General features: G+C 56.5%; 30 protein-coding genes, 2 rRNA genes and 1 riboswitch (1 of these 33 running past the window's edge). Of the genes, 14 read left to right on the plus strand and 18 right to left on the minus strand.

The genetic code is table 11. The annotated features are described in order from the left end of the window. The 11 genes from EAW52_RS19000 to nrdR all read right to left on the minus strand — a co-directional run bounded on the left by EAW52_RS19000 (position 1) and on the right by nrdR (position 8521). Complete coding sequence (locus EAW52_RS19000) at positions 1-816, minus strand: cobalamin-binding protein (RefSeq protein WP_122043609.1); 816 nt, start codon at positions 814-816, stop codon at positions 1-3. Beyond that, complete coding sequence (ribA, locus tag EAW52_RS19005) at positions 816-1433, minus strand: GTP cyclohydrolase II (RefSeq protein WP_019366825.1); 618 nt, start codon at positions 1431-1433, stop codon at positions 816-818. Before ribA ends, EAW52_RS19000 begins: the two co-directional genes overlap by 1 nt. Before the next feature lie 100 nt (positions 1434-1533). After that, positions 1534-2172 (minus strand): TIGR02281 family clan AA aspartic protease, encoded by a 639-nt coding sequence (locus EAW52_RS19010; protein ID WP_122043611.1) that lies wholly within the window; start codon positions 2170-2172, stop codon positions 1534-1536. A 24-nt stretch (positions 2173-2196) separates the two neighbouring features. Further along, entirely contained in the window at positions 2197-2709 is a 513-nt protein-coding gene (locus EAW52_RS19015) for a phosphatidylglycerophosphatase A (RefSeq protein ID WP_122043612.1), read from the minus strand. Between the two features lie 40 nt (positions 2710-2749). Next, a complete protein-coding gene (gene thiL, locus EAW52_RS19020; RefSeq protein ID WP_122043613.1) occupies positions 2750-3715 on the minus strand; it encodes a thiamine-phosphate kinase in 966 nt (321 codons plus the stop codon). An 8-nt stretch (positions 3716-3723) separates the two neighbouring features. Continuing rightward, positions 3724-4194: a transcription antitermination factor NusB gene (gene nusB, locus EAW52_RS19025; RefSeq protein WP_010796878.1), complete on the minus strand. Its 471-nt coding sequence runs from the start codon at positions 4192-4194 to the stop codon at positions 3724-3726. Then, positions 4191-4667: a 6,7-dimethyl-8-ribityllumazine synthase gene (ribE, locus tag EAW52_RS19030; RefSeq protein ID WP_010796877.1), complete on the minus strand. Its 477-nt coding sequence runs from the start codon at positions 4665-4667 to the stop codon at positions 4191-4193. Before ribE ends, nusB begins: the two co-directional genes overlap by 4 nt. Positions 4668-4782: 115 nt before the next feature. Continuing rightward, positions 4783-5868, minus strand: a complete 1086-nt coding sequence (ribBA, locus tag EAW52_RS19035) for a bifunctional 3,4-dihydroxy-2-butanone-4-phosphate synthase/GTP cyclohydrolase II (protein ID WP_122043615.1) — start codon at positions 5866-5868, stop codon at positions 4783-4785. A gap of 18 nt (positions 5869-5886) precedes the next feature. After that, positions 5887-6552, minus strand: coding sequence for a riboflavin synthase (locus tag EAW52_RS19040; protein WP_010796875.1), 666 nt, complete (start codon positions 6550-6552; stop codon positions 5887-5889). Positions 6553-6554: 2 nt separating this feature from the next. Continuing rightward, entirely contained in the window at positions 6555-7676 is a 1122-nt protein-coding gene (gene ribD / locus EAW52_RS19045; protein WP_122044866.1) for a bifunctional diaminohydroxyphosphoribosylaminopyrimidine deaminase/5-amino-6-(5-phosphoribosylamino)uracil reductase RibD, read from the minus strand. 172 nt (positions 7677-7848) lie between these two features. Next, positions 7849-7992: riboswitch (FMN riboswitch) on the minus strand. A 64-nt stretch (positions 7993-8056) separates the two neighbouring features. After that, a complete protein-coding gene (gene nrdR / locus EAW52_RS19050) occupies positions 8057-8521 on the minus strand; it encodes a transcriptional regulator NrdR (protein ID WP_010796873.1) in 465 nt (154 codons plus the stop codon). Between the two features lie 176 nt (positions 8522-8697). Here nrdR and EAW52_RS19055 point away from each other — a divergent pair, with 176 nt between their 5' ends. The 3 genes from EAW52_RS19055 (at position 8698) to trxA (ending at position 10735) form a co-directional block, all read left to right on the plus strand. Beyond that, positions 8698-9144, plus strand: coding sequence for a YbaY family lipoprotein (locus tag EAW52_RS19055; protein WP_122043616.1), 447 nt, complete (start codon positions 8698-8700; stop codon positions 9142-9144). After that, a complete protein-coding gene (locus EAW52_RS19060) occupies positions 9141-9800 on the plus strand; it encodes a methyltransferase (protein WP_122043617.1) in 660 nt (219 codons plus the stop codon). Before EAW52_RS19055 ends, EAW52_RS19060 begins: the two co-directional genes overlap by 4 nt. Before the next feature lie 62 nt (positions 9801-9862). Continuing rightward, on the plus strand, positions 9863-10735 hold the full coding sequence (gene trxA, locus EAW52_RS19065) for a thioredoxin (RefSeq protein ID WP_010796870.1): 873 nt from the start codon (positions 9863-9865) through the stop codon (positions 10733-10735). Here the strand turns inward: trxA and EAW52_RS19070 are convergent. Beyond that, entirely contained in the window at positions 10729-11106 is a 378-nt protein-coding gene (locus EAW52_RS19070) for a hypothetical protein (RefSeq protein ID WP_122043619.1), read from the minus strand. The genes trxA and EAW52_RS19070 overlap by 7 nt on opposite strands. A gap of 121 nt (positions 11107-11227) precedes the next feature. Here EAW52_RS19070 and EAW52_RS19075 point away from each other — a divergent pair, with 121 nt between their 5' ends. From EAW52_RS19075 to EAW52_RS19095, 5 genes are all read left to right on the plus strand, one after another. Further along, a complete protein-coding gene (locus tag EAW52_RS19075; protein WP_122043621.1) occupies positions 11228-11809 on the plus strand; it encodes a DUF2796 domain-containing protein in 582 nt (193 codons plus the stop codon). 63 nt (positions 11810-11872) lie between these two features. Continuing rightward, on the plus strand, positions 11873-12580 hold the full coding sequence (locus EAW52_RS19080; protein ID WP_122043622.1) for an ABC transporter ATP-binding protein: 708 nt from the start codon (positions 11873-11875) through the stop codon (positions 12578-12580). A gap of 1 nt (position 12581) precedes the next feature. Next, positions 12582-13844 carry an ABC transporter permease gene (locus tag EAW52_RS19085; RefSeq protein WP_122043624.1) on the plus strand — a complete coding sequence of 421 codons (1263 nt, stop codon included), beginning with the start codon at positions 12582-12584 and terminating at the stop codon, positions 13842-13844. 20 nt (positions 13845-13864) lie between these two features. Next, positions 13865-14353, plus strand: a complete 489-nt coding sequence (locus EAW52_RS19090; RefSeq protein WP_122043625.1) for a DUF3299 domain-containing protein — start codon at positions 13865-13867, stop codon at positions 14351-14353. Between the two features lie 91 nt (positions 14354-14444). Further along, complete coding sequence (locus EAW52_RS19095; protein ID WP_010796864.1) at positions 14445-15128, plus strand: OmpW family protein; 684 nt, start codon at positions 14445-14447, stop codon at positions 15126-15128. A gap of 48 nt (positions 15129-15176) precedes the next feature. On the opposite strand, the gene EAW52_RS19100 is transcribed toward EAW52_RS19095, so the two are convergent. From EAW52_RS19100 to EAW52_RS19110, 3 genes are read right to left on the minus strand one after another with little or no spacing between them, the layout of a single operon-like run. Continuing rightward, complete coding sequence (locus EAW52_RS19100) at positions 15177-15491, minus strand: RnfH family protein (protein WP_122043627.1); 315 nt, start codon at positions 15489-15491, stop codon at positions 15177-15179. Next, positions 15484-15918 carry a type II toxin-antitoxin system RatA family toxin gene (locus EAW52_RS19105; RefSeq protein WP_010796862.1) on the minus strand — a complete coding sequence of 145 codons (435 nt, stop codon included), beginning with the start codon at positions 15916-15918 and terminating at the stop codon, positions 15484-15486. Before EAW52_RS19105 ends, EAW52_RS19100 begins: the two co-directional genes overlap by 8 nt. Before the next feature lie 7 nt (positions 15919-15925). Continuing rightward, on the minus strand, positions 15926-17329 hold the full coding sequence (locus EAW52_RS19110) for a sodium-dependent transporter (protein WP_122043628.1): 1404 nt from the start codon (positions 17327-17329) through the stop codon (positions 15926-15928). A 102-nt stretch (positions 17330-17431) separates the two neighbouring features. Here EAW52_RS19110 and smpB point away from each other — a divergent pair, with 102 nt between their 5' ends. Then, entirely contained in the window at positions 17432-17908 is a 477-nt protein-coding gene (gene smpB, locus EAW52_RS19115; RefSeq protein ID WP_010796860.1) for an SsrA-binding protein SmpB, read from the plus strand. A gap of 23 nt (positions 17909-17931) precedes the next feature. Here the strand turns inward: smpB and EAW52_RS19120 are convergent, their stop codons facing one another. Continuing rightward, a complete protein-coding gene (locus tag EAW52_RS19120) occupies positions 17932-18717 on the minus strand; it encodes an FCD domain-containing protein (RefSeq protein ID WP_122044867.1) in 786 nt (261 codons plus the stop codon). Between the two features lie 228 nt (positions 18718-18945). Between EAW52_RS19120 and EAW52_RS19125 the strand changes: the two genes are divergently transcribed. From EAW52_RS19125 to EAW52_RS19145, 5 genes are all read left to right on the plus strand, one after another. Further along, entirely contained in the window at positions 18946-20646 is a 1701-nt protein-coding gene (locus EAW52_RS19125; protein WP_122043629.1) for a lactate permease LctP family transporter, read from the plus strand. A 114-nt stretch (positions 20647-20760) separates the two neighbouring features. After that, the gene (locus tag EAW52_RS19130) at positions 20761-21585 is read left to right on the plus strand and encodes a (Fe-S)-binding protein (RefSeq protein WP_122043631.1); all 825 of its coding nucleotides are present in this window, start codon (positions 20761-20763) and stop codon (positions 21583-21585) included. Beyond that, a complete protein-coding gene (locus tag EAW52_RS19135; RefSeq protein WP_122043632.1) occupies positions 21582-23036 on the plus strand; it encodes a LutB/LldF family L-lactate oxidation iron-sulfur protein in 1455 nt (484 codons plus the stop codon). Before EAW52_RS19130 ends, EAW52_RS19135 begins: the two co-directional genes overlap by 4 nt. Then, entirely contained in the window at positions 23033-23704 is a 672-nt protein-coding gene (locus EAW52_RS19140) for a lactate utilization protein (protein WP_122043633.1), read from the plus strand. The genes EAW52_RS19135 and EAW52_RS19140 overlap by 4 nt, the downstream gene beginning before the upstream one ends. 188 nt (positions 23705-23892) lie before the next feature. Then, positions 23893-24186, plus strand: coding sequence for a hypothetical protein (locus tag EAW52_RS19145; RefSeq protein ID WP_010796854.1), 294 nt, complete (start codon positions 23893-23895; stop codon positions 24184-24186). Between the two features lie 104 nt (positions 24187-24290). Here the strand turns inward: EAW52_RS19145 and rrf are convergent. Beyond that, positions 24291-24406 (minus strand): 5S ribosomal RNA (gene rrf, locus EAW52_RS19150). A 118-nt stretch (positions 24407-24524) separates the two neighbouring features. Beyond that, positions 24525-26308, minus strand: a 23S ribosomal RNA gene (locus EAW52_RS19155) (it continues 1107 nt past the right edge of the window).

A 26308-nucleotide genomic window follows, 5' to 3' on the forward strand; every position in this document is an offset into this window, starting at 1 on the left:
CTAGCGGGCCTTGTCTATCAGCTCACACAACCTGACCACTGCGTCCAGCATGCCATAGCTGGGCCGTTCAAGCCGCTTGTCACCTACAGCCCAGAGTTGGTGGTGTGCCACCGCCTTTAATGTTGGCCACTGTCGCCATGGTTCGAGCTGAGCCTGCTCCATGGCCAGTATCACCTCGGGGTTTCTTGTGAGCACAGCTTCTACGCCCACCTGCGGCGCCGGTTGTGAGAGATCGGCGAATATACTCCTGCCCCCATATACCTGTATGGCATTGCTGATAATTTGCGTGCCTCCTACGGTATACAGCGGTTTGTCCCAGACTTGATAGAACACATGTACAGTCGGCAACTGCCTGTAGCGGTTACGCACACTGGCGAGACGCTCACGAAACTGGGTCGCCAAGTGCTGCCCTTTATCAGGAACACCTACCGCCTGAGCGATTCGAGCGAGCCCGTCTGCCAGCTCATCCAACCGATGAACATCCAGAGTTTCAATGGTATAGCCCAACTGCTTGAGCTGCTCGCGTTGGGCGGACGGGACTGCGCCGGGCCAAAGCAAAATAAGGTCAGGGCGCAGTGAGACAATCTTTTCGATATTGACCTGACCATAACGCCCTACGGAAGGCAGCCCGGCCAAAGAAGCAGGACGCTCGCTTGCGTCCAGCACGCCTACCAAGCGGCTCTCTACGCCCAGTTCCAGCATGATATCGGTCATCGAAGGCGCCAGACTGACGACACGCTCAGCAGCCTGGGAGAGAACACAGCAGACTAGCAGGCAGGCGCCGGTCAGAAATGAACAGCGACTGCCTGCCTTCATCAGGAAGGAAGAACTTCGCCTTGATGGATATTGCCAAGCATGTGACCCAGCTTGCCGGCCTTGGTGGCCAGGTAACGCTTGTTATGAGGGTTAAGCCCCGTCTGCAGCGGTACACGCTGTGCTACGGTAATTCCCAGGTCCTCCAAGGCTTTGACCTTGCGAGGGTTATTGGTCATCAGCTTCAATGCATTGACGCCCAGATGCTTGAGCATTGGCTTGCACAAGCTGTAGTTACGCTGGTCTGCACCAAATCCCAAACGTTCATTGGCCTCAACCGTATCAGCTCCTGCGTCCTGCAGCTCATACGCGCGGATCTTGTTCAAGAGACCAATACCACGCCCCTCCTGACGCAAGTACAAGATAACGCCACGGCCTTCTTCAGCAATGGCTCGCATTGCCGCCTCCAGCTGAAAGCCGCAATCGCAGCGCAGGCTGAACAGGGCATCCCCCGTCAGACACTCGGAATGTAGACGCCCCAGCACCGGCTCACCGTTAGCAATATCACCAAGGGTCAGCGCCACGTGCTCCTTACCATCGGACTCATCGAGAAAGCCATGCATGGTAAAAATGCCAAAGGGCGTAGGTAATTGGGATGCGGCGACGAAAACGACAGACACCGTCAGGCTCCTATCGGAAAGAGGGTTATAGTATACCATTCATGAACAGAGACGGCTCAGTCATAAAGGCTATGAGGCTATTGCGCTTGAAGCTATCACGTCAGTTCTTGGCCTCGACATACAGGACGCCCTGATCCTCGCGCCAGCCAACCCGGTTGAGAAAACTCATGCCCAGTAGCGTTTCTGTCGGATGACCGCCTGCCAACACCATGGCCTCGACACCCAGCACCTCAATGGTGCCAACCTTGACGCGATCCAGGCGTACAAGCCAGGCCCTCCGGGTTCCGCCTGCCGTGTTGACCTGTACCGGCCGCCCCTTCTGGTAATCCAACCCAAGACGGTTCGCCTGCTCTTCGTTCATGGCAACAGTCGAGGCGCCGGTGTCGATCAGAAACTCGATAGGCTGGCCATTTATAGAGCCCGACGTCCAATAGTGGCCGTCATTTCGGCGAGCAATGCTAAGTTGGCGCTTATGCGGCGCAGCAAAGCCGTCACTGTATTCACGTGAAAGCATGAACGTTTGGTTGGTTTCTCCAATCCGCAGCACCGCTTCCCGGCTCGTCGCACTGACCAGCTCGACCTCACCCTGTCGCTGACCGACTTTGAGCATTTTGCGCTGACCATCAATATTGATTACGGCTGCTCCGTTGAACAGACCTACCACTTGAACCTGAGGCGCGGCAGTTACCAGCGCAGGCAGCAGACTCAATACACCGATATCGATCCATTTGCGCACCACACCGCCTCCTTGTAGCGCCTGCGATCAGGACAGCGTCCCGATATGCGCCCAGCTCCAGCCCAATCCCTGCATAACTGCCCAGGCAAACACACCGGCCAGCACATCATCAATCATGATACCGACGCCGCCTTGAACATGACGATCAAGCCAGCTGATCGGCCAGGGCTTCAGAATATCCATGAACCGAAACACGGCAAACCCCACCAGCCACCAGGCCCAGCCGGCCGGAGCCATCCAGAAAGTGATCCAGATACCTACCATTTCGTCCCAGACGATACCTTCGTGATCGTGCACACCCATGTCATCCGCAACACGGCCACACAACCAGAACCCGAATATCATCAGCGCAACCAGCAGCAGCCAATAGCCCCAGTCCGGCAACAGATGCCAAAGCGGGACAAAGGGCAACGCCACCAGGGAACCCCAGGTACCAGGAGCCTTAGGTAACGTACCTGAACCAAAGCCAAAGGCTAGAAAATGCCAGGGATTACGCCACACCGCCGGTGTAGCCGGCCCTGACCTAACAGGTCTACTCACGAAATGGCTCCCAGGACAGATAAATCACCAGCACGATACGTCATGGCTTCATCGCAAAATGTTGATAACCGCCCCGTAAGGGTGTGACATCCCGGCCAATGGCGTCCTGCACCTGAACACCCTGTCCAGAGACAACGCGCCCAATGACACCTACCTGGGGAAAGTCTGCCTGCAATGACTTGAGATACTGTGCAGGCAATGTAAAGGCAAGCAGGTAATCATCACCGGCGGACATTGCCAGTGAGCGAATCTGCTCAGGCTCGAACAGTGCCGCCAACGCAGGGCTGACCGGCAACCTTTCATTCTCAATGATCAGCTTGACGTTCGAAGCGGCCGCGATATGGCCGCAGTCGGCCAGGAGCCCATCGGATATATCCAGCGCTGCGGTAGCCCGACCTCTTAGCGCAAGCCCCAACTCGAACTGAGGCGCCGGCGACCAGTAGCGCGCCACGAGCGTATCAACGTAGGCGCCCCGCTCCTGGCGTTGTCCCAATACAAAGGGCAAGGCTCCGCCAGCCTCTCCAGGCGCACCGCCGACACAGAGTAAATCGCCCGGCTGGGCGCCCGACCGCGTCAGCGCCTGCACGTGGGGTACGGAGCCAAAGACAGTCAGGGTCAGAGAGAGCGGCCCACGGGTTGTATCACCGCCGATCAAGGCCAGACCACAGGCCGCAGCCATGTGATCGAGTCCTTGAGCAAACCGCTCCAGCCAGACTGGGTCGACATCCGGCAGCGTCAGCGCCAGGGTGAAACCAAGGGGTGCGGCCCCCATGGCGGCCAGATCGCTGGCGCTGACAGCCAGGGCACGTTGCCCCAGCAGAAAGCCATCGCAGACTTCTGGAAAATGCACCCCGGCTGTCAGCGTATCGGTAGAAATCGCTAGTTGCTCGCCTGGGCGAGGCATAAGCAAGGCACAATCGTCACCCAGACCGAGCGCGATATCCTTACGTGGCTGTGCGCAGCGCGCGGCAGCAAAATAACGGCGGATCAACTCGAACTCGGTCATGGCTACAGTCAACGCTTGGCGCGTAATTCAGCAGCGCGCAGCTTGGGCGCCAACTTATCCAGTACACCGTTGACGAACTTGTGCCCGTCGGTTGCACCAAATACCTTCGCCAGCTCGATACCCTCGTTGATAACGACCTTATAGGGAACATCGATACGGTTGCGCAGTTCGTAGCAGGACATGCGCAGGATCGCGAGTTCAACCGGATCAACGTCTTCCAGCGGGCGGTCCAGGCAAGGGGTGATCAGATCATCGATCTCGGTTTTCAGGCCGGGAATGCCATGCAGAATCTCATGGAAATAAGCGCCATCAACATTGGCGAAATCGTTGTCCACACGGAACTGGGCTTCGATCTCGTTGATCGCCTGCCCCGCCATATGCCACTGATACAACGCCTGAACCGAAAGGCTGCGGGCTTCACGACGCGCAGCTATCTTGCCGCGCGGAGCTTTGGGCTTTTGGCCGTCTACAGCGCTCACTTGGCCTCCAGCTGCGACAGCAGGCTCACCATTTCAAGAGCAGACAGCGCCGCTTCGGCACCCTTGTTACCCGCCTTGGTGCCCGAACGCTCGATAGCCTGCTCGATGGAATCAACCGTCAACACGCCAAAGGAGACCGGCACACCGAACTCCATGGAAACCTGCGCCAGGCCTTTGGTGCACTCGCCAGCAACGTAGTCAAAATGCGGAGTGCTACCACGAATCACAGCGCCCAGCGCAATGATGGCGGAGTATTCGTCACGCTGGGCAGCCTTTAGGGTAGCCAGCGGAATTTCAAAGGCGCCAGGAACGCGGATAATGGTGATGTCTTCCTTGCGGATACCATGGCGTACCAGGGCATCTACGGCACCTTCAACCAGGCTTTCAACCACAAAGCTGTTGAAGCGGCCAACCACTAGGGCAAAGCGGCCTTTTGGGGCAATGAAAGTACCTTCAATGGTCTTCACGGTCATGAGCAGGTCTCGTCTGTTAAAGAACCGGGGCGTTTTCGTACGCCCCGCAAATAAATCCGATCGTCGGCGCGACGGTTATCACCCATCGCACCGTTCAGGCCATCCGTAGGCCGGTTTATACGGGAGGCAGGTATTCTACAACTTCAAGGTCAAAGCCGGATATGGCATTGAACTTCATCGGTGCACTGAGCAGACGAAGCTTACGTATGCCCAGGTCACGCAAGATCTGCGAACCAGCGCCTACGGTGCTGTATGTGCTCTGCGGCTTGGGCTTGCTGACCGGCTCGCGCAAGTGAGTGAGCAAGTCGTCGCCTGCCAGGGAATGCCCCAGCAGTAACACCACGCCTGTGCCAGCTTCCGCGACCTTGGTCATGGCATCGCGCAGACTCCAACGGCCTTCCTGATTCACCAGCAGCAGATCGCGCAGCGGGTCCATATTATGCACGCGCACCAGGGTCGGTTCATCACTCTTGATGGTACCCATAGTCAGCGCCAGATGAACGTCACCTTCCACCTCGTCACGGTAGGTGACCAGATTAAAGCGTCCCAGCTCGGTTTCCAGCGGCTGTTCGTCGATCCGCTTGACGGTATGCTCGTGCAGCAGACGATAGTGGATCAAATCGGCAATCGTACCGATCTTCAGCCCATGCTCTTCGGCAAAGGCTTCGAGCTCCGGACGACGGGCCATGGTGCCGTCATCGTTCATGACCTCACAGATCACCCCGGTCGGCTCAAAGCCTGCCATGCGCGCCAGATCGCAAGCCGCCTCGGTATGTCCGGCACGGGCCAGCACACCGCCCGGCTGAGCCATGAGCGGGAAGATATGACCTGGGCTGACAATATCGGCGGCCGTTGCTTTTTTAGCCGCGGCCACCTGTACGGTACGTGCGCGGTCTGCAGCGGAAATACCTGTCGTCACCCCTTCGGCCGCCTCGATGGAGATGGTGAACTTGGTGCCAAAACCCGAGCCATTGCGGGCTGCCATCAACGGCAGGTTCAGCGCCTCGCAGCGCTCCTTGCTCATTGGCATACAGATCAGGCCACGCGCATGCTTGGCCATAAAATTGATGTGCTCAGCCTGCACGCACTCAGACGCCATGATGATATCGCCTTCGTTCTCGCGATCCTCATCATCCATGAGGATGACCATCTTGCCTTCACGGATGTCCTGGATAATTTCTTCGATGCTGTTCAGTGCCACGGAGGTCTTCCTTTACGCTCAGGAGTTGAGATAGCCGTGTTGGGCCAGGAATTGTTCGGTAATACCGCTGCCCTTCTGCGGTTCGGCAGCCTTGTCCCCCATGAGCAGGCGCTCCAAGTAGCGGGCCAGCAGATCTACCTCCAGGTTGACCTTACGGCCGGGGCGATAGTCCGCCATGATGGTCTCGGCCAGGGTATGCGGTACGATGGTCAGTTCAAACTCGGCGCCATCCACCGCATTAACGGTCAGGCTGGTGCCATCAACGGTGATCGACCCCTTTAGGGCAATATAGCGCGCCAGCTCGCGAGGAGCACGGATACGGAACTGTACGGCGCGGGCATTATCCTGGCGTGAAACCACTTCACCCACGCCATCCACATGCCCGCTAACCAGATGACCACCCAGACGGCTGGTTGGCATCAGAGCCTTCTCAAGATTGACCCGACTGCCAATCTTCAGATCAACAAAGGCCGTACGCGCCAGTGTCTCGCGGCTTACGTCCGCCCAGAAGCCATCACCGGGAAGCTCTACGGCCGTCAGGCATACGCCACTGACGGCAATACTGTCACCCAGCTTTACATCGGCAAGATCCAGCTTGCCGGTCTGTACATACACGCGCATGTCGCCACCTTTAGGCGTCAGCGCGGCGATCGAGCCTATGGCTTCGATGATGCCAGTGAACATGTCTACCTCGAAACGTCAGAAATAAGGGGCGCCGGGGCGCCTGAAATGGGTTTAGCCACGATATGCCAGTCACGGCCCACGGGCGTGATCTCGCTGATTTCAAGCTCAGGCGCTTCGCTCATGACTTCAAGCGGCCACGTCAGCAACGGACGCGCCGTCGAGCCCAACAGCTTGGGCGCCATGAAGAAATGGAATTCGTCGACCAACCCCTGCCGCGCGAACGCACCGGCCAGCTGGGGACCAGCCTCGACCAGCACCTCATTCACGCCACGGTCAGCCAGAAGCTGTAATAACGGCAGCAGGGCGATATGCCCCTGATCCTCGGGAAGCGCCAGCAGCTCATGCCCTTGGGACTGGTACTGCGCTGCTCGCTCAGTTGAAAGTGCCGCGACCCAGGCAGGTCCAGCCTGAAAGAACGCCGCGTCCAGCGGGACGCGATATCGGCTGTCCACCAGTACACGCTGGGGTTGGCGGCCCATGGCAAGCGCAGCCTGCTCCACCGTCTCGCCAAGCTCTTCAGCGCGCACGGTCAGACGGGCCTTGTCCATCAATACCGTATCGGCACCGGTCAACACTACACTGGACTGTGCACGTAAGCGTTGTACCTGGGTGCGGGCTGCAGGGCCGGTGATCCATTGGCTTTCACCACTGGCCATCGCTGTTCGGCCATCCAGACTCATGGCCAGCTTGACGCGTACGAACGGAAGGCCCGTGACCATACGCTTGATAAATCCCTGGTTAAGCGCCCTGGCTTCATTTTCGAGTACGCCACAGGCCACCTGAATACCTGCCTCTGCAAGCCGCTTGAGACCACGGCCGGCCACCTGTGGATTCGGGTCCTGCATGGCGGCCATTACACGTCCGACGCGGGCATTAACCAGAGCGTCTGCACAAGGTGGCGTTCGGCCGAAGTGGCTACACGGCTCCAGCGTGACATAGGCGGTCGCGCCCTGTGCACGCGCTCCTGCCTGGCGCAGCGCATGGACTTCAGCATGAGGTTCGCCGGCACGCACATGCCAGCCCTCACCAATGACCTGGCCATCCTTGACGATGACACAGCCCACGCGGGGATTGGGATGAGTGGAGTACAGCCCCTGACGCGCCAACTCGAGCGCACGGGTCATGTAGAACTGATCGGCCGGTTCCGAAGCGTTGGGATTGCCTCCGCGGCCGGCGGCGCCAGCATGATCAGAGGAATCGACAGTAGACATGAAACGTCCTCGCTAAACATGAGTGAACGTTTCAGGGCAAATAGGCAAAAGCTGCACGCGCACGCTTTCCGGCACGCGCAGACAGACGCATCTTCTTTCATCCGGACTATGACCGTCGGCCCTGGAATCACACCAGATCTGCTGACCTCCGACGCATCGGAGCGCTCGCGGGCTTGCCACCACGTGGTTTACCGCCGGTGGGGAATCTCGCCCCGCCCTGAAGACCGGAACGACTATAGCGAAGTAGAGCCTCTGCCAGCAATGGGCTAGCGACAAATGACCCACTACAGCGGTCAGGCTTTACTCGGATCACGGGCCAGCCGATCGATTTCCTCACGAAACTCGGACAGGTCCTGAAACTGACGATAAACGGACGCGAAGCGGATAAAGGCAACCTCATCGAGCTTGCGTAGCTCTTCCATCACCAACTCACCCACGACACGGGACTTGATTTCGCGTTCGCCCGTCGCGCGCAGCTTGTGCTTGATATAGGCAATCGCCTCTTCCAGACGCTCGATACTGACCGGGCGCTTTTCTAACGCACGCTGCATACCGGCCCTGAGTTTTTCTTCGTCGAAAGGCTGGCGAGTACCGTCCTGCTTGATCAGGCGCGGCATGACCAGCTCAGCGGTCTCGAACGTTGTAAAACGTTCCTGGCAGTTCAGGCACTCACGACGACGGCGCACCTGCTCGCCTGCTGCAACTAGGCGTGAGTCGATGACCTTGGTGTCGTGGGCACCGCAAAAAGGACAGTGCATGTCAGAAGCAGCCGAAATAAACGGAGGGCCATGGTAGCGCATCCTGCTTGAGAAGGAACCTTGCAAGACCTCAAGAATCGACAGAACACGTCTGGCGGCTCCGTGACACAATCCTCTTCCCGCCGGTCGTGGGTTGTATAAGAATGCGCCGCCGAATCTGCCCTGGAGCCGTTACCATGTCGTTGCGCCCGCTGTTGCCTGTGTTGTTGATCAGCCTGCTTGCAGCCTGCTCTGAAAAGCCTGTTGCACCGGCAGAACCTGCCAAAGAACCCGAGCCGGTGGCCGGTGCGCCACGCCCCGGAAATCTGCGGGAGGTCTCTGGAACGTTACGGACACTAGACGGCGCCATCGCACCAGGCGCACAAGTTGAAGTGGCCATGCTGGTGATCGACAGTCAGGACCGTCCTCAGCGGCTGCTCGCCAGCGAGACATTGACTGGCAATGGCAAGGCCCTGGCGTTCCGCCTGCCCTTTAATCCAGAGGTATTTCCCCTGAACGCCAAGGTCGAACTGCACGCTCGCGTCAGTCAATCCGGTCAGCTGGTCTGCTACCTGTCTCCTGTCAAGATCAGTCAGCCTAATACCCAGATTCTAGGGGAATTAGTGCTGGATCAGACTCCGTGACTCTACCCGCCACCCTGCGAGCAGCGCTAAGGGATCTGCTGGGTGATGCTGAACTGAGCATTCAATCCCTGCCGGGATGCGACATTGCGCTCTGGTTGATCGATCCCACCAACATGGAGCGTGCTTTTTCACCCGAAGAAACACAACGACTGCTGGCGTCCCCACCCTACTGGAGTTTTTGCTGGGCCAGTGGCCTGGTGCTGGCCCGTTGGCTGGCCGAGCAGCCGGAGTGGGTACAAGGCAGGCGCGTGCTCGATTTTGGCAGCGGGTCAGGGGTTGCCGCGATTGCTGCTGCCAAGGCGGGGGCCGCTGAAGTAGTGGCCTGTGACTGCGATCCGCTGGCCTTAACCGCCAGCCGAGCGAATGCGGACCTGAATCAGGTGATGCTGGAGTACTCCGACGACTTCTTTGCTGAGGCCGACCGTTTCGATTTGATCATTGTGGCCGATGTGCTGTACGACCGTGCGAACCTGCCCTTGCTGGACGATTTTCTGAGCCGCGGACAAAGCGTGCTGATAGCGGATTCCCGAGTCAAGAATTTTGACCACCCTCGGTATACAGCGCTAGCAAGCCGGGAGGCCTGCACCTGGCCGGACCTTGCCGAGCCGGCTGAATTCAGATGGGTTAATCTCTACCACGCACAACGTACTTGCTGAAGGTTGTTTTCGGCAGGCGCGTCTCCACATATAGTTCATCTTTTCGTTACCCGAGTCTGTCTATGAGCCAGGACACGTCCTACATTTTTGATGCGACGCTTGAGAACTTCGAACAGAAGGTCATGGAGCAGTCGTTCAACACGCCCGTACTGGTCGATTTCTGGGCCGAGTGGTGTGCGCCCTGCAAGGTACTGATGCCTATGCTGGCCAGCATCACCGAGTCCTTTGGCGGTGCACTGCATCTGGCCAAGGTCAACTGCGATATCGAGCAGGAACTGGTAATGCGTTTCGGCATTCGCAGCCTGCCGACGGTCGTCCTGTTCAAGGACGGTCAGCCGGTTGACGGCTTTGCGGGTGCACAGCCTGAATCTGCCGTTCGCGCCATGCTGGAGCCGCATGTACAGGCGCCTGCACCCGAGGCCGAGAACCCGCTGGACGCCGCACAGTTGCTGTTTGATGAAGGTCGTGCTGGCGAAGCGGAGGCCGTACTCAAGCAGCTCTTAGGTGAAGACAATACCAATGCGCCCGCGCTGATTCTCTATGCGCGCTGCCTTGCCGAGCGCGGCGAACTGGATGAGGCTGAAACGGTACTGGGTGCAGTCACTGGTGACGATCACAAGCAGGCGCTGGCAGGTGCAAAGGCACAGCTGACGTTCCTGCGCCAAGCTGCCAGCCTGCCTGATGCAGCCGATCTAAAGGCGCGTCTGGCTCAGGATCCATCCGATGACGAAGCCACCTATCAGCTTGCCGTCCAGCAATTGGCGCGCCAGCAATATGAAGCGGCTCTGGATGCCCTGCTCAAGCTATTCATGCGCAACCGCACCTATGGTGAGGACCTTCCTCGCAAGACCATGGTGCAGGTGTTCGATCTACTCGGCAACGAACACCCGCTGGTCGCAACCTACCGCCGTCGTCTCTATCAGGCGCTTTACTGATGCCCGTCGGGCGCTGGCTCCTGGCCGGCGCCCGCCCACACAAACACCTGTGCCTCGTCTGTTTTCTCGATCCGGATATTCGGGTTATGCCGCAGCCGTACAATCAGCTGCTTGGCTGACCCCACGTTACCTGCCAGCTTTTCCAGCGCACTTAGCAGATGAGGCCCCTCGATACGCCGCTCCTGCTCGACCAACGCAAGCACCGACTCCCACAGGGGATCGCTACGGGTCTTTGGCACCGGAACAGGCGTATTGGACGGCACAGGCTGAGCATGGTTAAGCCCCTCGGCAAGACGAGTCCAGTCTTCTGCTTCCAATTCGACCGTCAGATCCACTGGCCACGTGCCTATTTTCCCTTGGATACGGATCATCGTTATCGCCTTTTTTGAACCATGTCTTATGATGCCACGTGCCAGTGGGTGAGAGCATTTCTATTGCGGTCATCTTTTGTTACGACATAACATACAGTCAAATCCATCAATGGAGCTGACCATGCGTTCGTTGCTGCTTGCCCTGCCGTTTGCCGTATTGCCTCTTACTGCTGCCTTTGCCCACGATGAACATGATCACTCACATGGAAGCCTGGGCGCCCATGAGCATGGCGTCGCACAACTCAACGTCGCGCTGGATGACAACTCGCTGGAACTGGAACTACACAGCCCTGCCATGAATCTGGTGGGCTTCGAACATAAGGCCCAGTCCGCTCAGGACAAGAAGGCCGTCGAAGTGGCCAAGCAGCAGTTGGCTAACCCGATTACCTTGTTTGGCATCCCAGCCGCTGCAGGGTGCAAAGTAAGCAAGACTGATCTGGACAGTCCCCTGTTTGGCTCTGAAGAGCGCCATGACCATGATGATCATGATAGCCATGCCAAGAGCGAGCACGAGCACGCTCATAGCGACATCGACGCGGACTACACCCTCGCCTGTGACAATCCCAAAGCGTTGACTGCGCTGGACCTGGCGGGCCTGTTCAAGCAATTCCCGGCCACACACAAGGTCAATGTTCAAGCCATTACTGCTCAAGGCCAGAAAGGTGAGGAACTGACGCCTGCCCAAACTCGCCTCGCGCTATAAACGTTCCCCTTAAAACGGGTAGCTTCCCTCTTTGCTGCCCGTTCTTTTTATGCCAAGGCCACCATGAGCGCATTAATCGAACTCAACGACCTGGGCTTCGCCTGGCCCGGTCAGCCCGAGCTGCTGGATATCCCTCATTTTCAGTTGCAGCGCGGCGAAGCCGCCTTTCTAAAAGGCCCCTCAGGTAGTGGCAAGACTACCCTGCTGGGCCTGCTCGGCGGTGTAAACAAGCCAAACCGTGGACACGTCAGGTTATTAGGAGAAGACCTCTCCAGCCTGTCTTCGGCGCGTCGTGATCACTTCCGCGTCGACCATACCGGCTATATCTTTCAGCAGTTCAACCTGCTGCCCTTTCTATCTGTTCAGGAGAATGTCGAACTCCCCTGTCATTTTTCGGCCCTGCGCTCGCAGCGCGCCAAAGAGCGCCATGGCAGCCAGGCAGAAGCGGCGCGTGCCCTGCTTTCCGCTCTGGGGCTGGGTGAGCGTACCCTGGGAGAGCGTCGCGCAGGAGCTCTTTCGATTGGGCAACAGCAACGTGTAGCGGCAGCGCGCGCACTGATCGGTCAACCCGAACTGGTTATTGCAGACGAACCCACTTCAGCGCTTGATGCCGATACTCGAGAGGCCTTTTTGAACCTGTTATTCGCCGAATGCCGCGCCGCCGGCTCAAGCCTGCTCTTTGTCAGTCACGACCAGGGGTTGGCCCCGCTTTTTGACCGCAGCCTGTCCCTGCTTGAACTCAACCGCGCGGCGCGACCGGCAGAGGTGTGAGATGTACTTGTTTCGCCTGGCACTCGCCAGCCTTTCCAATCGTCGCTTTACTGCCCTCCTGACCGTATTCGCCATCGCGCTATCAGCCTGCCTTTTGCTGGCAGTCGAACGTGTTCGCACCGAGGCCAAGGCCAGCTTCGCCAGTACCATTTCCGGAACTGACCTGGTGGTTGGCGCACGCTCCGGAGCGGTCAACCTGCTCCTGTATTCGGTATTTCGCATTGGCAACGCCACCAACAACATTCGCTGGGACAGCTATACCCAGCTGGCCGAAAATCCCAAGGTCAAATGGGCCATTCCGCTTTCACTGGGCGACTCCCACCGCGGCTATCGGGTGCTGGGTACCAGCCAGGCCTATTTCGAGCATTACCACTATGGTCGCAACCAGGCGCTCACGCTCAGCGAAGGCAAGCCATTTCAGGATATCTACGATGTAGTGCTTGGTGCCGAAGTCGCTCAAGCCCTGCATTACAAACTGGGCGACCATATTGTTCTGGCCCATGGAGTCAGCACAATCAGCCTGGTCGAGCATGGGGACAAACCGTTCACGGTAGTGGGTATCCTCGCGCGGACGGGCACGCCCGTGGATAGAACACTGCATATCTCCCTTGAGGGCATGGAAGCTCTTCATGTGGACTGGCAGAACGGTGCACCGGCGCGTGGCGCAGGCAAGATCAGTGCAGACCAGGCCCGCCAGATGGACCTGACACCCAAGGCCATCACCGCCGTGCTGCTCGGCCTCAATAGTAAAGTCGCCACTTTTGGTCTCCAGCGCGCCATCAATGAATACCGCGGAGAGCCGCTGATGGCCATCTTGCCAGGTGTTGCGCTCCAGGAACTCTGGAGCCTGATGGGCACCGCCGAGCAGGCACTGTTCATCGTCTCCCTGTTTGTGGTTCTAACCGGCCTGATCGGCATGCTGACGGCTATTCTGACCAGCCTTAATGAGCGGCGGCGAGAGATGGCTATCCTGCGTTCGGTGGGCGCCCGCCCGTGGCATATCTTCAGCCTGCTGGTAGCCGAAGCCTTCGCGCTGGCACTGGCAGGTGTCGTGGCCGGGCTTGCCCTTCTCTATGTGGCGATTGCTATCGCGCAGGCACCCGTACAGGCTTATTATGGCCTGTATCTGCCTCTGGAATGGCCTTCACGTTACGAGTGGACGTTACTGGGCGGTATCCTGATCGCTGCGCTGTTGATGGGCTGTGTTCCTGCCTGGCGCGCTTACCGTCAATCCCTGGCCGACGGCCTGTCCGTTCGCTTATAGCCTCAAAGACCGGAGCGTCCATGTATCGCGTGCTGTTGGTGCTTGCCCTGCTGTTCACCTCTTCCGTCTGGGCAGCGCCTCGCGCGCTTTCCTGGGGGGAGCTGATCCCCGAGGGCGCACCGCCGCCTCTGCCACCTGTACCCTTGCATCAGGGCTCACTGGATGAAAGTGGGCCTGCCGCCTTGCAGCAATCACCCAATGCTCCCGTGGTAAAAGCGCTGGAAGGTCAGGAGGTCAAGCTCCCAGGCTACATCGTGCCAATCATGGTGACTGAGGAAGGGGAAGTCACCGAGTTCCTGCTAGTACCCTATTACGGTGCCTGCATTCATGTACCTCCGCCTCCGTCCAACCAGATCGTCTATGTCAAAGGCGCCAAGGGCGTTGAACTGGCCCAGCTACATCTTCCGTACTGGGTAGAAGGTACGTTGCATGTTGATTCAGCCAGTACGGACATGGCTGAAGTCGGTTATCAGATGCAAGCCACTCAGGTAACTCATTATTCGCTGTAATCAGCGTTTCGTTGAGCCAAGTCAACATATGATGCATCTCTCATCCTTAACATGTCGTTAGCCAACTAAACAACATGCTTTGGAGTGCATCATGCGCAAGCTGCCCCTAACCGCCGCCCTGCTGGCCCTCACCGCTGTTTCTCCGCTCGCCCTTGCCCACCAGGCCGGTGACATCATCATCCGTGCTGGCGCAGCGACCGTGGATCCACATGAAGACAGCGGCAATATCTCGGCCGCAGCAGCGGGCGGCAAGGTTGCAGGGACCAAGGCCACCGTTGACTCCGATACTCAGCTTGGCTTGGCAGCGGCCTATATGATCACAGACCACGTCGGCATCGAGCTGCTGGCCGCAACGCCGTTCAATCATCGGATCGGTGTAAAAGGCCTGGGCGCTCTGGATGGCAAGCTAGCAGATGTCAAGCAGCTGCCACCCACCCTTTCGCTTCAATACTATCCGCTGAACCCTCAGTCCCGTATTCAGCCGTACGTAGGCGCCGGTATCAACTACACCCTCTTCTTTGACGAGGATCTGACCAGCAGCCGCAAATCGGCAGCCGGTGGCGGCTTCAGCAATCTGAGCCTGGACGATTCCTGGGGTTATGCGTTTCAAGCAGGCGTGGATTATCAGCTAACGGATCATTTGCTGTTCAACGCCGCCGTCTGGTACGCCGATATCGACACCAAGGCGACTGCCGACTCGGCGCTGGGTCGCGTAAAGGTTGATGTCGATATCGATCCCTGGGTCTACATGGTAGGTCTGGGCTACAAGTTCTAATCAGTACCCAGCAAAAAGGCCTTCATATGAAGGCCTTTTTATTGTCGGCTAATCCGCCCCGCCTTCCTTTCTGGCCTTTGCCAACTCGGCGCGCCGCTTGCGGGCTTCCTTGGGGTCTGCAATCAACGGTCGATAAAGCTCAACCCGATCACCTGCCTCCAGTACGCGCGTATCTGCATCAGGAATGACCTTTCCAAAGAGCCCGACAGCCAAGGTATCGATCGGCACCTTTGGAAAGCGCTCAGCCATTCCGGATAGCTCCAAGGCTTCACGTACAGTGGTACCTACCGGAACCTCCAGCGCAATCAGGGCCTGCTCGTCAGGCAAAGCCAGCGCGACCTCGATGGTTATCCGCTCAGCCATACAGCTGCTTGGCCCGTTGGCAGAAGGCATCAACCATGGTGTTTGCAGCCTGATTGAACAGCGGGCCCAAGGTAGCCCGAATCAAAGCGCCCTGATACTCGAACGACAGGTCCAGCGAGATCTTGCAGGCTTTCTCACCCAGTGCCTTGAACTGCCAGACCCCATGCAGCTGACTAAAAGGTCCCTTTTCCAGATCCATGACGATGCATTGATCCGGCGTCAGTGTATTGCGTGTCGTGAACTGCTGGCTAAGCCCACCTTTGGCGACCGTCAATCCTGCACGCATTTCGTTTTCGCCCTGCTCCAGTATCTGGGCAGACGAACACCAGGGCAGAAATTCCGGGTAACGCTCCACGTCATTGACCAGCGCATAGAGCGCCGAGGCGGGGTAAGGCAATAAAGCTGAGCGTTGTATATGCGTAGTCATTGGTACCTCAATTCCAAAACTGTGCGGCAAACACAATGAGAATGCCTAGAGGGGCAACGTAGCGCATCAGGAAAAGCGCCAGAGCGAATAAGGCCGGGCTGCGCACCGACAACTCATCCCTCACCTGCTCACGCCCCATTACCCACGCTGCGAACACTACAAAGAACAGACCGCCGAGCGGCAACATGATTCGCGACGTCAGAAAGTCGATGACGCCAAAGAAATTCAACCCGCCTTCAGCGCCCCATTGATACAAGTGGAAGTGCCCCGCCTCGCTTACGAAGAACTTGGCCTGCTCCCACAGGTTGAACGATAACACTGTGCCTAGCCCGACCAGCCAGCAGATGAAAGCCAGAATGACAGTCACCCAGACGCGGCTCAGTCGGGTGCGCTCGATCAGGTAGGCCACCATCGGCTCAAGCAAAGAGATTGCCGAGGTCCAGGCGGCAATCGCCACCAGCACAAAGAACACCAGACCCACGATCTGCCCCATAGTCACACTGCCGAACGCCAACGGCAGCGTCACGAACATCAATCCCGGTCCCTCACCAGGATTCAGGCCTGCCGCAAAGACGATTGGAAAAAGCGCCACACCCGCCAGGAGCGAGACGAATGTATCCAGCAGGGCAACCGCGACGACGGTTTTGCCCAAGGAAGAGGACTTCGGCATGTACGCACCGTAGATCATCAACGAACCTACGCCTACGCTCAGCGAAAAGAACGCATGCCCCATCGCAGGAAGCAGGCCATCCATGAGCCGCGAGGTATCGAAGTGGAACATGAAGTGCATCCCTTCCATGAAATGTCCCGTTGTCATGCTATAGCCCAGCAGAAGCAGCAACAGCACAAACAACAGCGGCATTAGGATACGCAAGGCTTTTTCCAGGCCATTCACCACCCCCTTGGCAATAACCCAGGCGGACAACACCATGAACAGGGTGTGCCACAAGGTCATTCGCCAGGGATCGGAGGTCAACGCACCAAACAGTGCACCGGCTTTAGGGCCATCGACACCTTGAAAATCGCCACGGCCGACACCAAGAATATAGTCAAGCGACCAGCCGCCAACGACGCTGTAAAACGATAGGATGAGCAAGGCATTGACCATGCCGGCCAGCGCTGCCCAGGACCATCTGGGCGATCTGGCAGCAGCTACTGCCAGATCACGCATGGCATTGGCCGGACTTTGCCGGGCACGCCGTCCAATCAGCGTTTCCGCCAACATGACAGGCAAGCCAATTAAGGCGATGCAGACAAGGAACATAATGACAAATGCACCGCCACCATAAATCCCTGTCATATAAGGGAACTTCCAGATGCTCCCCAGGCCTACAGCGGAGCCGGTCGCGGCTAATATAAACACCCAGCGGCTAGCCCACCCGCCATGCACGGAAACCTGATCATTTGCCATTGAAGTTATCGGTACTCAAAAAAGTTGGCTATTGTCCGACTTTCACCGCTCCCTCTCAAGCACATGGCGGTTGCCCCACTGACTCCCCTATAATGCGCGTCTATGGCCAAACAAAAGAAAATCTCTTCCGGAACCATCGTGCAGAACAAGAAAGCGCTGCACGACTACTTCATCGAAACCCGCTTCGAGGCAGGCATTGCCCTGTCCGGCTGGGAAGTCAAAAGCCTGCGCGCAGGCAAGGCACAACTGACAGACAGCTATGTTCTGCTCAAGGATGGCGAGGCCTGGCTGCTTGGTAGCCACATCACCCCCCTGCAGACAGCCAGCACCCACGTCATTGCCGATCCTCAGCGCACTCGCAAGCTGCTTCTACACAAACGAGAGCTAGGCAAGCTGTTTGGTGCAGTGCAACAGAAAGGCTTCGCCTGCGTTGCGTTGTCCATTTACTGGAAAAAGCACCTGATCAAATGCGAAATTGCCCTGGCGAAAGGTAAAAAAGAATTCGACAAGCGTGCAACAGAGAAAGAGCGCGACTCGAATCGAGAGATCCAGCGTGCGATGCACAAGGATCAGAAATAATAAAAGGCGCTCTAAGCGCCTTTTTATACCTTCGAAAAGTCTTCCGTCTTCTGCCGGCGCTGTGAGCGTGCAATACGCTGCGCTTCTTCCTGTGCTTCTTCCAGCACTTCCTGCACATAATGAATGTGTCGGCTGGCAATTTCCCGTGCATCGTCAGCACGCCGCTCGATGATGGCCTGATACAGCTCCCGGTGCTGATGCATCAACATATCCCGTGTCTCGCTACGCTGTGCGTACATACCGCCGATATTGGTCACTACATTGCGCTTGAGCAAATCGAACAGACCGCGAATGGTATGCAGCAGGATAGCGTTGTGGCTGGCTTCGGCAATAGCCAGGTGAAAGCTGGCGTCTGCTGAGCCCTCTTCCGAGCGGGAGATCGTTTCAGGTTGCGCATAGCAGTCCTGCAAAGCCTTGAAGGCCTGCGTCAAACGCTGATGATCGAGTTCGGTCGCACGCAAGGCGGCGTAATAAGCGCAAGAGCCCTCAAGCATGTGGCGAAACTCGAGCAGGTCCTGCCGTGTTTCTTCACGACTTTCGAGTAACTGAAGCAAGGGATCGCTAAACGTGGAGCCGAACGAGGCAGCAACGTAAGTACCTCCGCCCTGGCGACTGATCAATACTCCCCGAGCAACTAGCTTCTGAATCGCCTCGCGTAGCGAGGGCCGTGACACACCAAAGCGCTCCGCCAGCACCCGCTCGGCCGGCAACCGCTCACCGGCCTTCAGTGAACCCTCAACAAGCAGCGCTTCAATATGTTCGACGATGTCATCCGACAAACGACGTTGGCGTACCTGATCGAACCCCATCTCCATCCTCTGATGTGCCTGCCAGAGCGGCGGCGTTGATTTTGAGCCAAACGGCCTTTGCGCATCCAGACTAAAGTCTTAAAAAGCAAGGTTTGACAGACTTGCCAGGCAACTTTTAACCTCAACCGTCAGCCATTGTAAATTGGTATGACCAATTTAGACATTAAGAAACCGATACGCCTATCGGAAGCACCGCCCCCTACACAACAACAATCAAGGGAGCTCTACATGGAAACCTGGCAACAGCTGTATACACCGCTTGGCAGTCTGGGCTTGTCCGCGACGGCGGCACTTGTCCCTATCGTGTTTTTCTTTCTTGCATTGGCTGTCTTTCGCATGAAGGGCCATCTCGCCGGAACCATTACCCTGGCGCTATCCCTTGGTATTGCCATTCTGGTCTACCGGATGCCGGTAGAAAAAGCGCTGGCAGCGGCCGGGTATGGATTCCTTTATGGCCTATGGCCAATCGCCTGGATCATCGTCGCAGCGGTTTTTCTCTACAAACTGACCGTCAAAAGCGGTCAGTTCGATGTCATCCGCAGCTCAGTCCTTTCCATTACGGATGACCAACGTCTGCAGGTGCTGCTTATCGGGTTCTGCTTTGGAGCCTTTCTTGAAGGCGCCGCAGGCTTTGGCGCACCCGTCGCCATTACCGCAGCCCTGCTGGTGGGTCTGGGACATAATCCGCTCAAGGCGGCAGGTCTATGCCTGATTGCCAATACCGCCCCGGTTGCATTCGGAGCTCTAGGTATTCCAACAATCGTAGCGGGCCAGGTAACCGGCATTGATGCTTTCAAACTGGGCGCCATGACCGGTCGCCAGCTTCCACTGCTGTCTCTGCTGGTCCCCTTCTGGCTCATGGCCATGATGGATGGCATGCGTGGTCTGCGTGAAACTTGGCAGGCAGCCCTCGTATGCGGTAGCAGCTTTGCCGTTTCCCAGTACTTTACCTCGAACTACATTGGCCCTGAGTTACCCGACATCACCTCGGCCCTGTTCAGTATGGTTTCGCTGACCGCCTACCTGAAGCTGCGTCAAAGCCGTCACGCCGTCGCCCAAGAGGTGGTCGGGGTCAGTGCAGGCGGGGCAGCAACCCTGGGCGGTGGCCCCGGCTTTGGCCGAGCACCAGGCAACCGCACACCTTCGCCCTATACACTGGGACAGATCATCAAAGCCTGGTCGCCCTTCCTGATCCTGACCGCGCTGGTTACCGTCTGGACACTCAAACCCTTCAAAGCAATGTTTGTCGCAGGTGGCTCACTCTACAGTCTGGTCATTAATATTTCGGTGCCGTTCCTGGACAAGCTTGTTCTCAAGACTGCACCGATTGCGACAGACCCTACTCCAATAGCTGCGGTCTTCAAATTCGATCCTATTTCTGCCACAGGTACAGCGATCCTGATTTCGGCTTTTATCTCCATGGCAATCCTCAAGATCAAGCCTGGCATAGCACTGTTCACATTCAAGGAAACGCTGGTGGAGTTGCGATGGCCAATCCTTTCGATTGGCATGGTGCTGGCCTTTGCGTTCGTAACCAACTATTCCGGCATGTCGACAACACTCGCTTTGGTACTGGCGGGAACAGGAGCGCTCTTCCCATTCTTTTCACCATTTCTCGGTTGGCTGGGGGTTTTTCTAACAGGATCGGATACCTCTTCAAACGCTCTCTTCGGCTCCCTACAGGCCACCACTGCGCATCAAATTGGAGTATCGGACACCCTACTGGTTGCGGCTAACAGCAGCGGTGGCGTAACAGGCAAAATGATCTCACCACAGTCGATTGCCGTTGCCTGTGCTGCTACCGGCATGGTTGGGAAAGAATCTGACTTGTTCCGCTTCACCCTGAAACACAGCCTAATCTTCGCCACTATTGTAGGCCTTATCACGCTGGTTCAAGCCTATGTACTCACCGGCATGATCCTTCACTAACAGACAAAGGCGAATTGAGAAGTTGCCGCCAAGACATGGGTGTCGGGCTCGCCTCGGCACCGCCATAACCCCATCCCACAGGATGGATAACCGGGCAAACCCGGAGACGCCTGAATGAGTGAGCTTTTTTATAACGCAGCGCCCAATGCCACCCGCATCGCGCCACCCATTCCAAAGCAGCGGGAATACCCCGCGCAGAAGCCGCAACACGTTTATTTATTTGGTACCTGTGTTGTCGATCTGTTTTATCCAGAAGCAGGCATGGACAGTATCCGTCTGTTGGAGCGTGAAGGTATTACGGTCCATTTTCCCCAAGGTCAAAGTTGCTGCGGGCAGCCTGCCTATACTTCCGGTTATACCGATGAAGCACGCGAAGTCGCACGAGCACAGCTGGGCCTGTTCCGTCAGGACTGGCCGCTGGTTGTTGTTTCGGGATCATGCGCAGGCATGATTCGTCATCACTATTCGGAACTGTTCAAACATGAGCCTGCTACGCTTCGTCAAATCGAAGCACTGGCCGACCGAACCTATGAATTGGCCGAATTCCTGCTCAACGTTTGTAAAGTTGACCTCAAGGATCGCGGGGCGCCTACCAAGGTTGCACTTCATACCTCCTGCAGCGCACGCCGCGAGATGAATACACACCTCCATGGCAGAGCCTTACTCGCTCAGCTAGAGGCGGTCCAACGGGTGGATCATGACCATGAAAGCGAATGCTGCGGCTTTGGCGGCACTTTCTCGGTCCGTATGCCAGATATCTCTGGTGCCATGGTGGCAGACAAGACACGTGCTCTTCAGGAGTCCGGTGCTGCTCAAATCGTGACCGCTGACTGCGGCTGCCTGATGAACATCAATGGTGCCCTGGAAAAGCAGAACGCTACATTGCGTGGGCGGCATCTTGCCAGTTTCATCTGGCAGCGAACCGGAGATAGCGTATGAACCAGATGACCCGAATTCCCGCTCTGGAGATTCCCACACCACCCTTTAAGGCGCGAGCGCGCCAAGCGCTGAACGATGAGCAGCTGCGCCGTAATTTCCGTGTTGCCATGGATTCACTGATGACCAAACGCCTGGCCATCATGAGTGATCCTGATGAGCGTGAGCGGCTACGAGAAATGGGCAATCGCATTCGTGCACGGGCGCTTTCTAAGCTGCCTGACCTCCTTGAAAAGCTGGAAGCCAACCTGACACGCAACGGTATTCAAGTTCATTGGGCAGAAACGGCAGACGAAGCCAACGCTATCGTTCAGTCCATCGCCGAAGCACACAAGGCCACACGCCTGATCAAGGGAAAGTCCATGGTCAGCGAAGAGATGAACATGAACCATGTGCTGGAAAAGCAAGGTATAGAGTGCCTTGAGTCAGACATGGGTGAGTACATCATTCAGCTGGCCGGGCAGAAACCTTCGCATATCATCATGCCTGCGATTCACATGAATGCTGCCCAGGTGGCCTCACTATTCAGTAACACCCTTGGCACCGAATACACCACAGATGTCGATGAACTGATTCAAACGGGCCGGCGCGTATTACGACAAAAATTTTTCGAAGCAGATATCGGCATATCAGGCGTTAACTTCGCAGTAGCTGAAACAGGCACTCTGCTGCTTGTTGAAAACGAAGGGAACGGCCGCATGTCCACAAGCGTTCCTAACGTACATATCGCTGTCACCGGAATAGAAAAAGTTGTGGAAAACCTGCGTGACGTCGTGCCGCTGCTATCGCTTTTGACACGCTCAGCATTAGGCCAGCCGATAACTACCTATGTGAATATGATCTCAAGCCCACGCAAGTCCAATGAGCGAGATGGCCCGGAGGAGGTACATCTTGTCCTTCTAGACAATGGGCGTAGCCAGGCTTTTGCCGATGGAGAGTTGCGACAGACACTTAACTGCATTCGCTGTGGCGCCTGCATGAATCATTGCCCGGTTTATACCCGTATCGGCGGACATGCCTACGGCACAGTATACCCTGGCCCTATCGGAAAGATCATATCGCCACACTTGCTAGGGTTGGAAAACACACCGGACCACCCAAGTGCTTCATCGCTGTGTGGCGCCTGCGGAGAAGTCTGCCCTGTAAAAATCCCCATTCCTGCGCTACTACGCCGGCTACGAGAAGAAAATATTAAACCACCAGAAGCCACCCCTCATCTCATGCGCGGCCAAGGCAGCAAGTTCTCTCCGCGTGAAAGACTGACCTGGAAAGGCTGGAAGACACTCTACACATCCCCAACGCTCTATAAATCGTTTACCTACATCGCAACACGCTTTCGAAATCTTACTCCCGGAAATGTTGGGCCATGGAGCGAGAACCATGCTGCGCCCAAACCCGCCTCAAGATCACTTCACGAGTTGGCTCGTGAGCACCTAGGGGAGGACAAAGCATGAATGCCCGCAGCAATATTTTAGGCAAACTTCGGAAAAGCTTGGCTGGCACAACGCCTGTGAAAGATGACTATGACGTATCACTAGTAACCCAACCCTGGAGCTATGCGCCTGAGGAGCGCATCAGTCGACTACGAGCACTTATGGAGGCGGTTCATACAGAGATACACCTCACCACAAAAGAACGTTGGCCCGCACTGGTCGAACAACTTCTTCGCGACAAACAAATTCCTAGCCTGCTTATAGCCCCTCAGACACCCCATGGCGACCAGCTTACGGCCTATTGGAAAGATAAAGCGGGACTTCCTTTTCTCAAGGCCTATGACCGCCCAATTGAGGAATGGAAAGCGGAACTCTTCAACGAGACCCCAGCCAGCTTAACGGGGACGCTCGGAGCCATAGCAGCAACAGGTAGCCTAGTGCTCTGGCCAACCCGTGAAGAACCTCGACTAATGAGTCTGGTTCCACCCGTTCACATTGCTCTCCTGCAGGCCAGCAAGATCGAAGACAACCTTTATACGTTTCACGACAAATACCAGTGGCCGGAAAGTATGCCTACCAATGCATTGCTCATCTCCGGGCCATCCAAAACCGCTGACATAGAACAAGTTCTAGCGTACGGCGCACATGGACCCAAGGATTTGGTCGTCCTAATAATTGAAGATGCTTAACTTACATAGCGGTTTGGAGCGCGCTTCTGTGAGGGTATTTGAAGTATTTCTTTAAAAGATAAATGAAACGTAAGCGGCCGATAGCAGTCCACTCGTATGAGGCTGGTTAGTCCTTTAATGGAGCCAGCAAGGTCCTTCTGACTTAGCCTGGAAATTCGCTTACGTCATTCATGCTCAAGGAGATGTCTATGAAACGCACCGCTTTAGTAGCTGCCGTAGCTGCCCTAATGGCTTCGCCTGTTTTTGCTGAAGATCTTTGCGCTATTCAGCTGCAAAAAATTGATGACGCCATGAAAACCACACCATCAATGGCAACCGCTACCGCAACAGACTCCAATGTCCAGGTGCAACGTATCAAAGAGCTTCATGAAGAGGCGGTAAAGCATCAACAAGCAGGTGATACCAAGAAGTGCATCGCCTCGGCCAACCAGGCATTATCCCTGATCCGCAAACCAGGCGGAGAGACAGGTGGCAGCAAATAAGCAGCTCTTGTAGGCCACGCAGGAAAGGGCAGCCCACCGCCGTTATTTTCTGCCGCAAAAGCAAAACCCCCGGGCGGTTAGGCCTGGGGGTTTTGGGTATAGGTGCTTGACGATGACCTACTCTCACATGGGGAAACCCCACACTACCATCGGCGATGCATCGTTTCACTTCTGAGTTCGGAAAGGGATCAGGTGGTTCCAACGCTCTATGGTCGTCAAGCAATTCGGGTGGGGAACCGGTGTCTAGTCGTTTCCCCGAATGGGTATGTGATCGGTATTTGCGGTTCAACCAAGCTTTCGGCTGGTCTTTACCAAACAACAGATTGTTTGGGTGTTATATGGTCAAGCCTCACGGGCAATTAGTATCGGTTAGCTCAACGCCTCACAGCGCTTACACACCCGACCTATCAACGTTGTAGTCTTCAACGGCCCTTTAGGAAGCTCAAGGCTCCAGTGAGATCTCATCTTGAGGCAAGTTTCCCGCTTAGATGCTTTCAGCGGTTATCTTTTCCGAACATAGCTACCCGGCAATGCCACTGGCGTGACAACCGGAACACCAGAGGTTCGTCCACTCCGGTCCTCTCGTACTAGGAGCAGCCCCTCTCAAATCTCAAACGTCCACGGCAGATAGGGACCGAACTGTCTCACGACGTTCTAAACCCAGCTCGCGTACCACTTTAAATGGCGAACAGCCATACCCTTGGGACCGGCTTCAGCCCCAGGATGTGATGAGCCGACATCGAGGTGCCAAACACCGCCGTCGATATGAACTCTTGGGCGGTATCAGCCTGTTATCCCCGGAGTACCTTTTATCCGTTGAGCGATGGCCCTTCCATACAGAACCACCGGATCACTAAGACCTACTTTCGTACCTGCTCGACGTGTCTGTCTCGCAGTCAAGCGCGCTTTTGCCTTTATACTCTGCGACCGATTTCCGACCGGTCTGAGCGCACCTTCGTACTCCTCCGTTACTCTTTAGGAGGAGACCGCCCCAGTCAAACTGCCCACCATACACTGTCCTCGATCCGGATAACGGACCAGAGTTAGAACCTCAAGCATGCCAGGGTGGTATTTCAAGGATGGCTCCACGAGAACTGGCGTCCTCGCTTCAAAGCCTCCCACCTATCCTACACAAGCAGGCTCAAAGTCCAGTGCAAAGCTACAGTAAAGGTTCACGGGGTCTTTCCGTCTAGCCGCGGATACACTGCATCTTCACAGCGATTTCAATTTCACTGAGTCTCGGGTGGAGACAGCGCCGCCATCGTTACGCCATTCGTGCAGGTCGGAACTTACCCGACAAGGAATTTCGCTACCTTAGGACCGTTATAGTTACGGCCGCCGTTTACCGGGGCTTCGATCAAGAGCTTCGCTTGCGCTAACCCCATCAATTAACCTTCCGGCACCGGGCAGGCGTCACACCCTATACGTCCACTTTCGTGTTTGCAGAGTGCTGTGTTTTTAATAAACAGTCGCAGCGGCCTGGTATCTTCGACCGGCATGGGCTTACGGAGCAAGTCCTTCACCCTCACCGGCGCACCTTCTCCCGAAGTTACGGTGCCATTTTGCCTAGTTCCTTCACCCGAGTTCTCTCAAGCGCCTTGGTATTCTCTACCCGACCACCTGTGTCGGTTTGGGGTACGATTTCTAATTACCTGAAGCTTAGAGGCTTTTCCTGGAAGCATGGCATCAACCACTTCCTCTTCATAAGAAGAGTCGTCATCAGCTCTCGGCCTTAACTGTCCGGATTTACCTAAACAGTCAGCCTACCGCCTTAAACTTGGACAACCAACGCCAAGCTGGCCTAGCCTTCTCCGTCCCCCCATCGCAGTAATTAGAAGTACAGGAATATTAACCTGTTTCCCATCGACTACGCCTTTCAGCCTCGCCTTAGGGGTCGACTCACCCTGCGTCGATTAACGTTGCGCAGGAACCCTTGGTCTTTCGGCGTGCGAGTTTTTCACTCGCATTGTCGTTACTCATGTCAGCATTCGCACTTCTGATACCTCCAGCAAGCTTCTCAACTCACCTTCACAGGCTTACAGAACGCTCCTCTACCGCTCATCTTGCGATGAACCCGTAGCTTCGGTGTGTAGTTTGAGCCCCGTTACATCTTCCGCGCAGG

Source organism: Pseudomonas sp. LTJR-52, assembly GCF_003691465.1.
GTDB classification, from domain to species: Bacteria; Pseudomonadota; Gammaproteobacteria; order Pseudomonadales; family Pseudomonadaceae; genus Chryseomonas; species Chryseomonas luteola.

Bases quoted from the DNA above. Each gene is read 5' to 3' on its own strand.
- EAW52_RS19075 (WP_122043621.1), top strand. From the start codon at position 11,228: ATGCGTTCGTTGCTGCTTGCCCTGCCGTTTGCCGTATTGCCTCTTACT.
- EAW52_RS19135 (WP_122043632.1), top strand. From the start codon at position 21,582: ATGAACCAGATGACCCGAATTCCCGCTCTGGAGATTCCCACACCACCC.
- EAW52_RS19095 (WP_010796864.1), top strand. From the start codon at position 14,445: ATGCGCAAGCTGCCCCTAACCGCCGCCCTGCTGGCCCTCACCGCTGTT.
- EAW52_RS19000 (WP_122043609.1), bottom strand. From the start codon at position 816: ATGAAGGCAGGCAGTCGCTGTTCATTTCTGACCGGCGCCTGCCTGCTA.
- EAW52_RS19080 (WP_122043622.1), top strand. From the start codon at position 11,873: ATGAGCGCATTAATCGAACTCAACGACCTGGGCTTCGCCTGGCCCGGT.
- ribD (WP_122044866.1), bottom strand. From the start codon at position 7,676: ATGACCCGTGCGCTCGAGTTGGCGCGTCAGGGGCTGTACTCCACTCAT.
- EAW52_RS19145 (WP_010796854.1), top strand. From the start codon at position 23,893: ATGAAACGCACCGCTTTAGTAGCTGCCGTAGCTGCCCTAATGGCTTCG.
- EAW52_RS19140 (WP_122043633.1), top strand. From the start codon at position 23,033: ATGAATGCCCGCAGCAATATTTTAGGCAAACTTCGGAAAAGCTTGGCT.
- EAW52_RS19085 (WP_122043624.1), top strand. From the start codon at position 12,582: ATGTACTTGTTTCGCCTGGCACTCGCCAGCCTTTCCAATCGTCGCTTT.
- nrdR (WP_010796873.1), bottom strand. From the start codon at position 8,521: ATGCACTGTCCTTTTTGCGGTGCCCACGACACCAAGGTCATCGACTCA.
- trxA (WP_010796870.1), top strand. From the start codon at position 9,863: ATGAGCCAGGACACGTCCTACATTTTTGATGCGACGCTTGAGAACTTC.
- thiL (WP_122043613.1), bottom strand. From the start codon at position 3,715: ATGACCGAGTTCGAGTTGATCCGCCGTTATTTTGCTGCCGCGCGCTGC.
- EAW52_RS19125 (WP_122043629.1), top strand. From the start codon at position 18,946: ATGGAAACCTGGCAACAGCTGTATACACCGCTTGGCAGTCTGGGCTTG.
- EAW52_RS19055 (WP_122043616.1), top strand. From the start codon at position 8,698: ATGTCGTTGCGCCCGCTGTTGCCTGTGTTGTTGATCAGCCTGCTTGCA.
- smpB (WP_010796860.1), top strand. From the start codon at position 17,432: ATGGCCAAACAAAAGAAAATCTCTTCCGGAACCATCGTGCAGAACAAG.
- EAW52_RS19070 (WP_122043619.1), bottom strand. From the start codon at position 11,106: ATGATCCGTATCCAAGGGAAAATAGGCACGTGGCCAGTGGATCTGACG.
- ribE (WP_010796877.1), bottom strand. From the start codon at position 4,667: ATGACCGTGAAGACCATTGAAGGTACTTTCATTGCCCCAAAAGGCCGC.
- EAW52_RS19040 (WP_010796875.1), bottom strand. From the start codon at position 6,552: ATGTTCACTGGCATCATCGAAGCCATAGGCTCGATCGCCGCGCTGACG.
- EAW52_RS19110 (WP_122043628.1), bottom strand. From the start codon at position 17,329: ATGGCAAATGATCAGGTTTCCGTGCATGGCGGGTGGGCTAGCCGCTGG.
- EAW52_RS19120 (WP_122044867.1), bottom strand. From the start codon at position 18,717: ATGGGGTTCGATCAGGTACGCCAACGTCGTTTGTCGGATGACATCGTC.
- EAW52_RS19130 (WP_122043631.1), top strand. From the start codon at position 20,761: ATGAGTGAGCTTTTTTATAACGCAGCGCCCAATGCCACCCGCATCGCG.
- EAW52_RS19105 (WP_010796862.1), bottom strand. From the start codon at position 15,918: ATGACTACGCATATACAACGCTCAGCTTTATTGCCTTACCCCGCCTCG.
- EAW52_RS19090 (WP_122043625.1), top strand. From the start codon at position 13,865: ATGTATCGCGTGCTGTTGGTGCTTGCCCTGCTGTTCACCTCTTCCGTC.
- EAW52_RS19100 (WP_122043627.1), bottom strand. From the start codon at position 15,491: ATGGCTGAGCGGATAACCATCGAGGTCGCGCTGGCTTTGCCTGACGAG.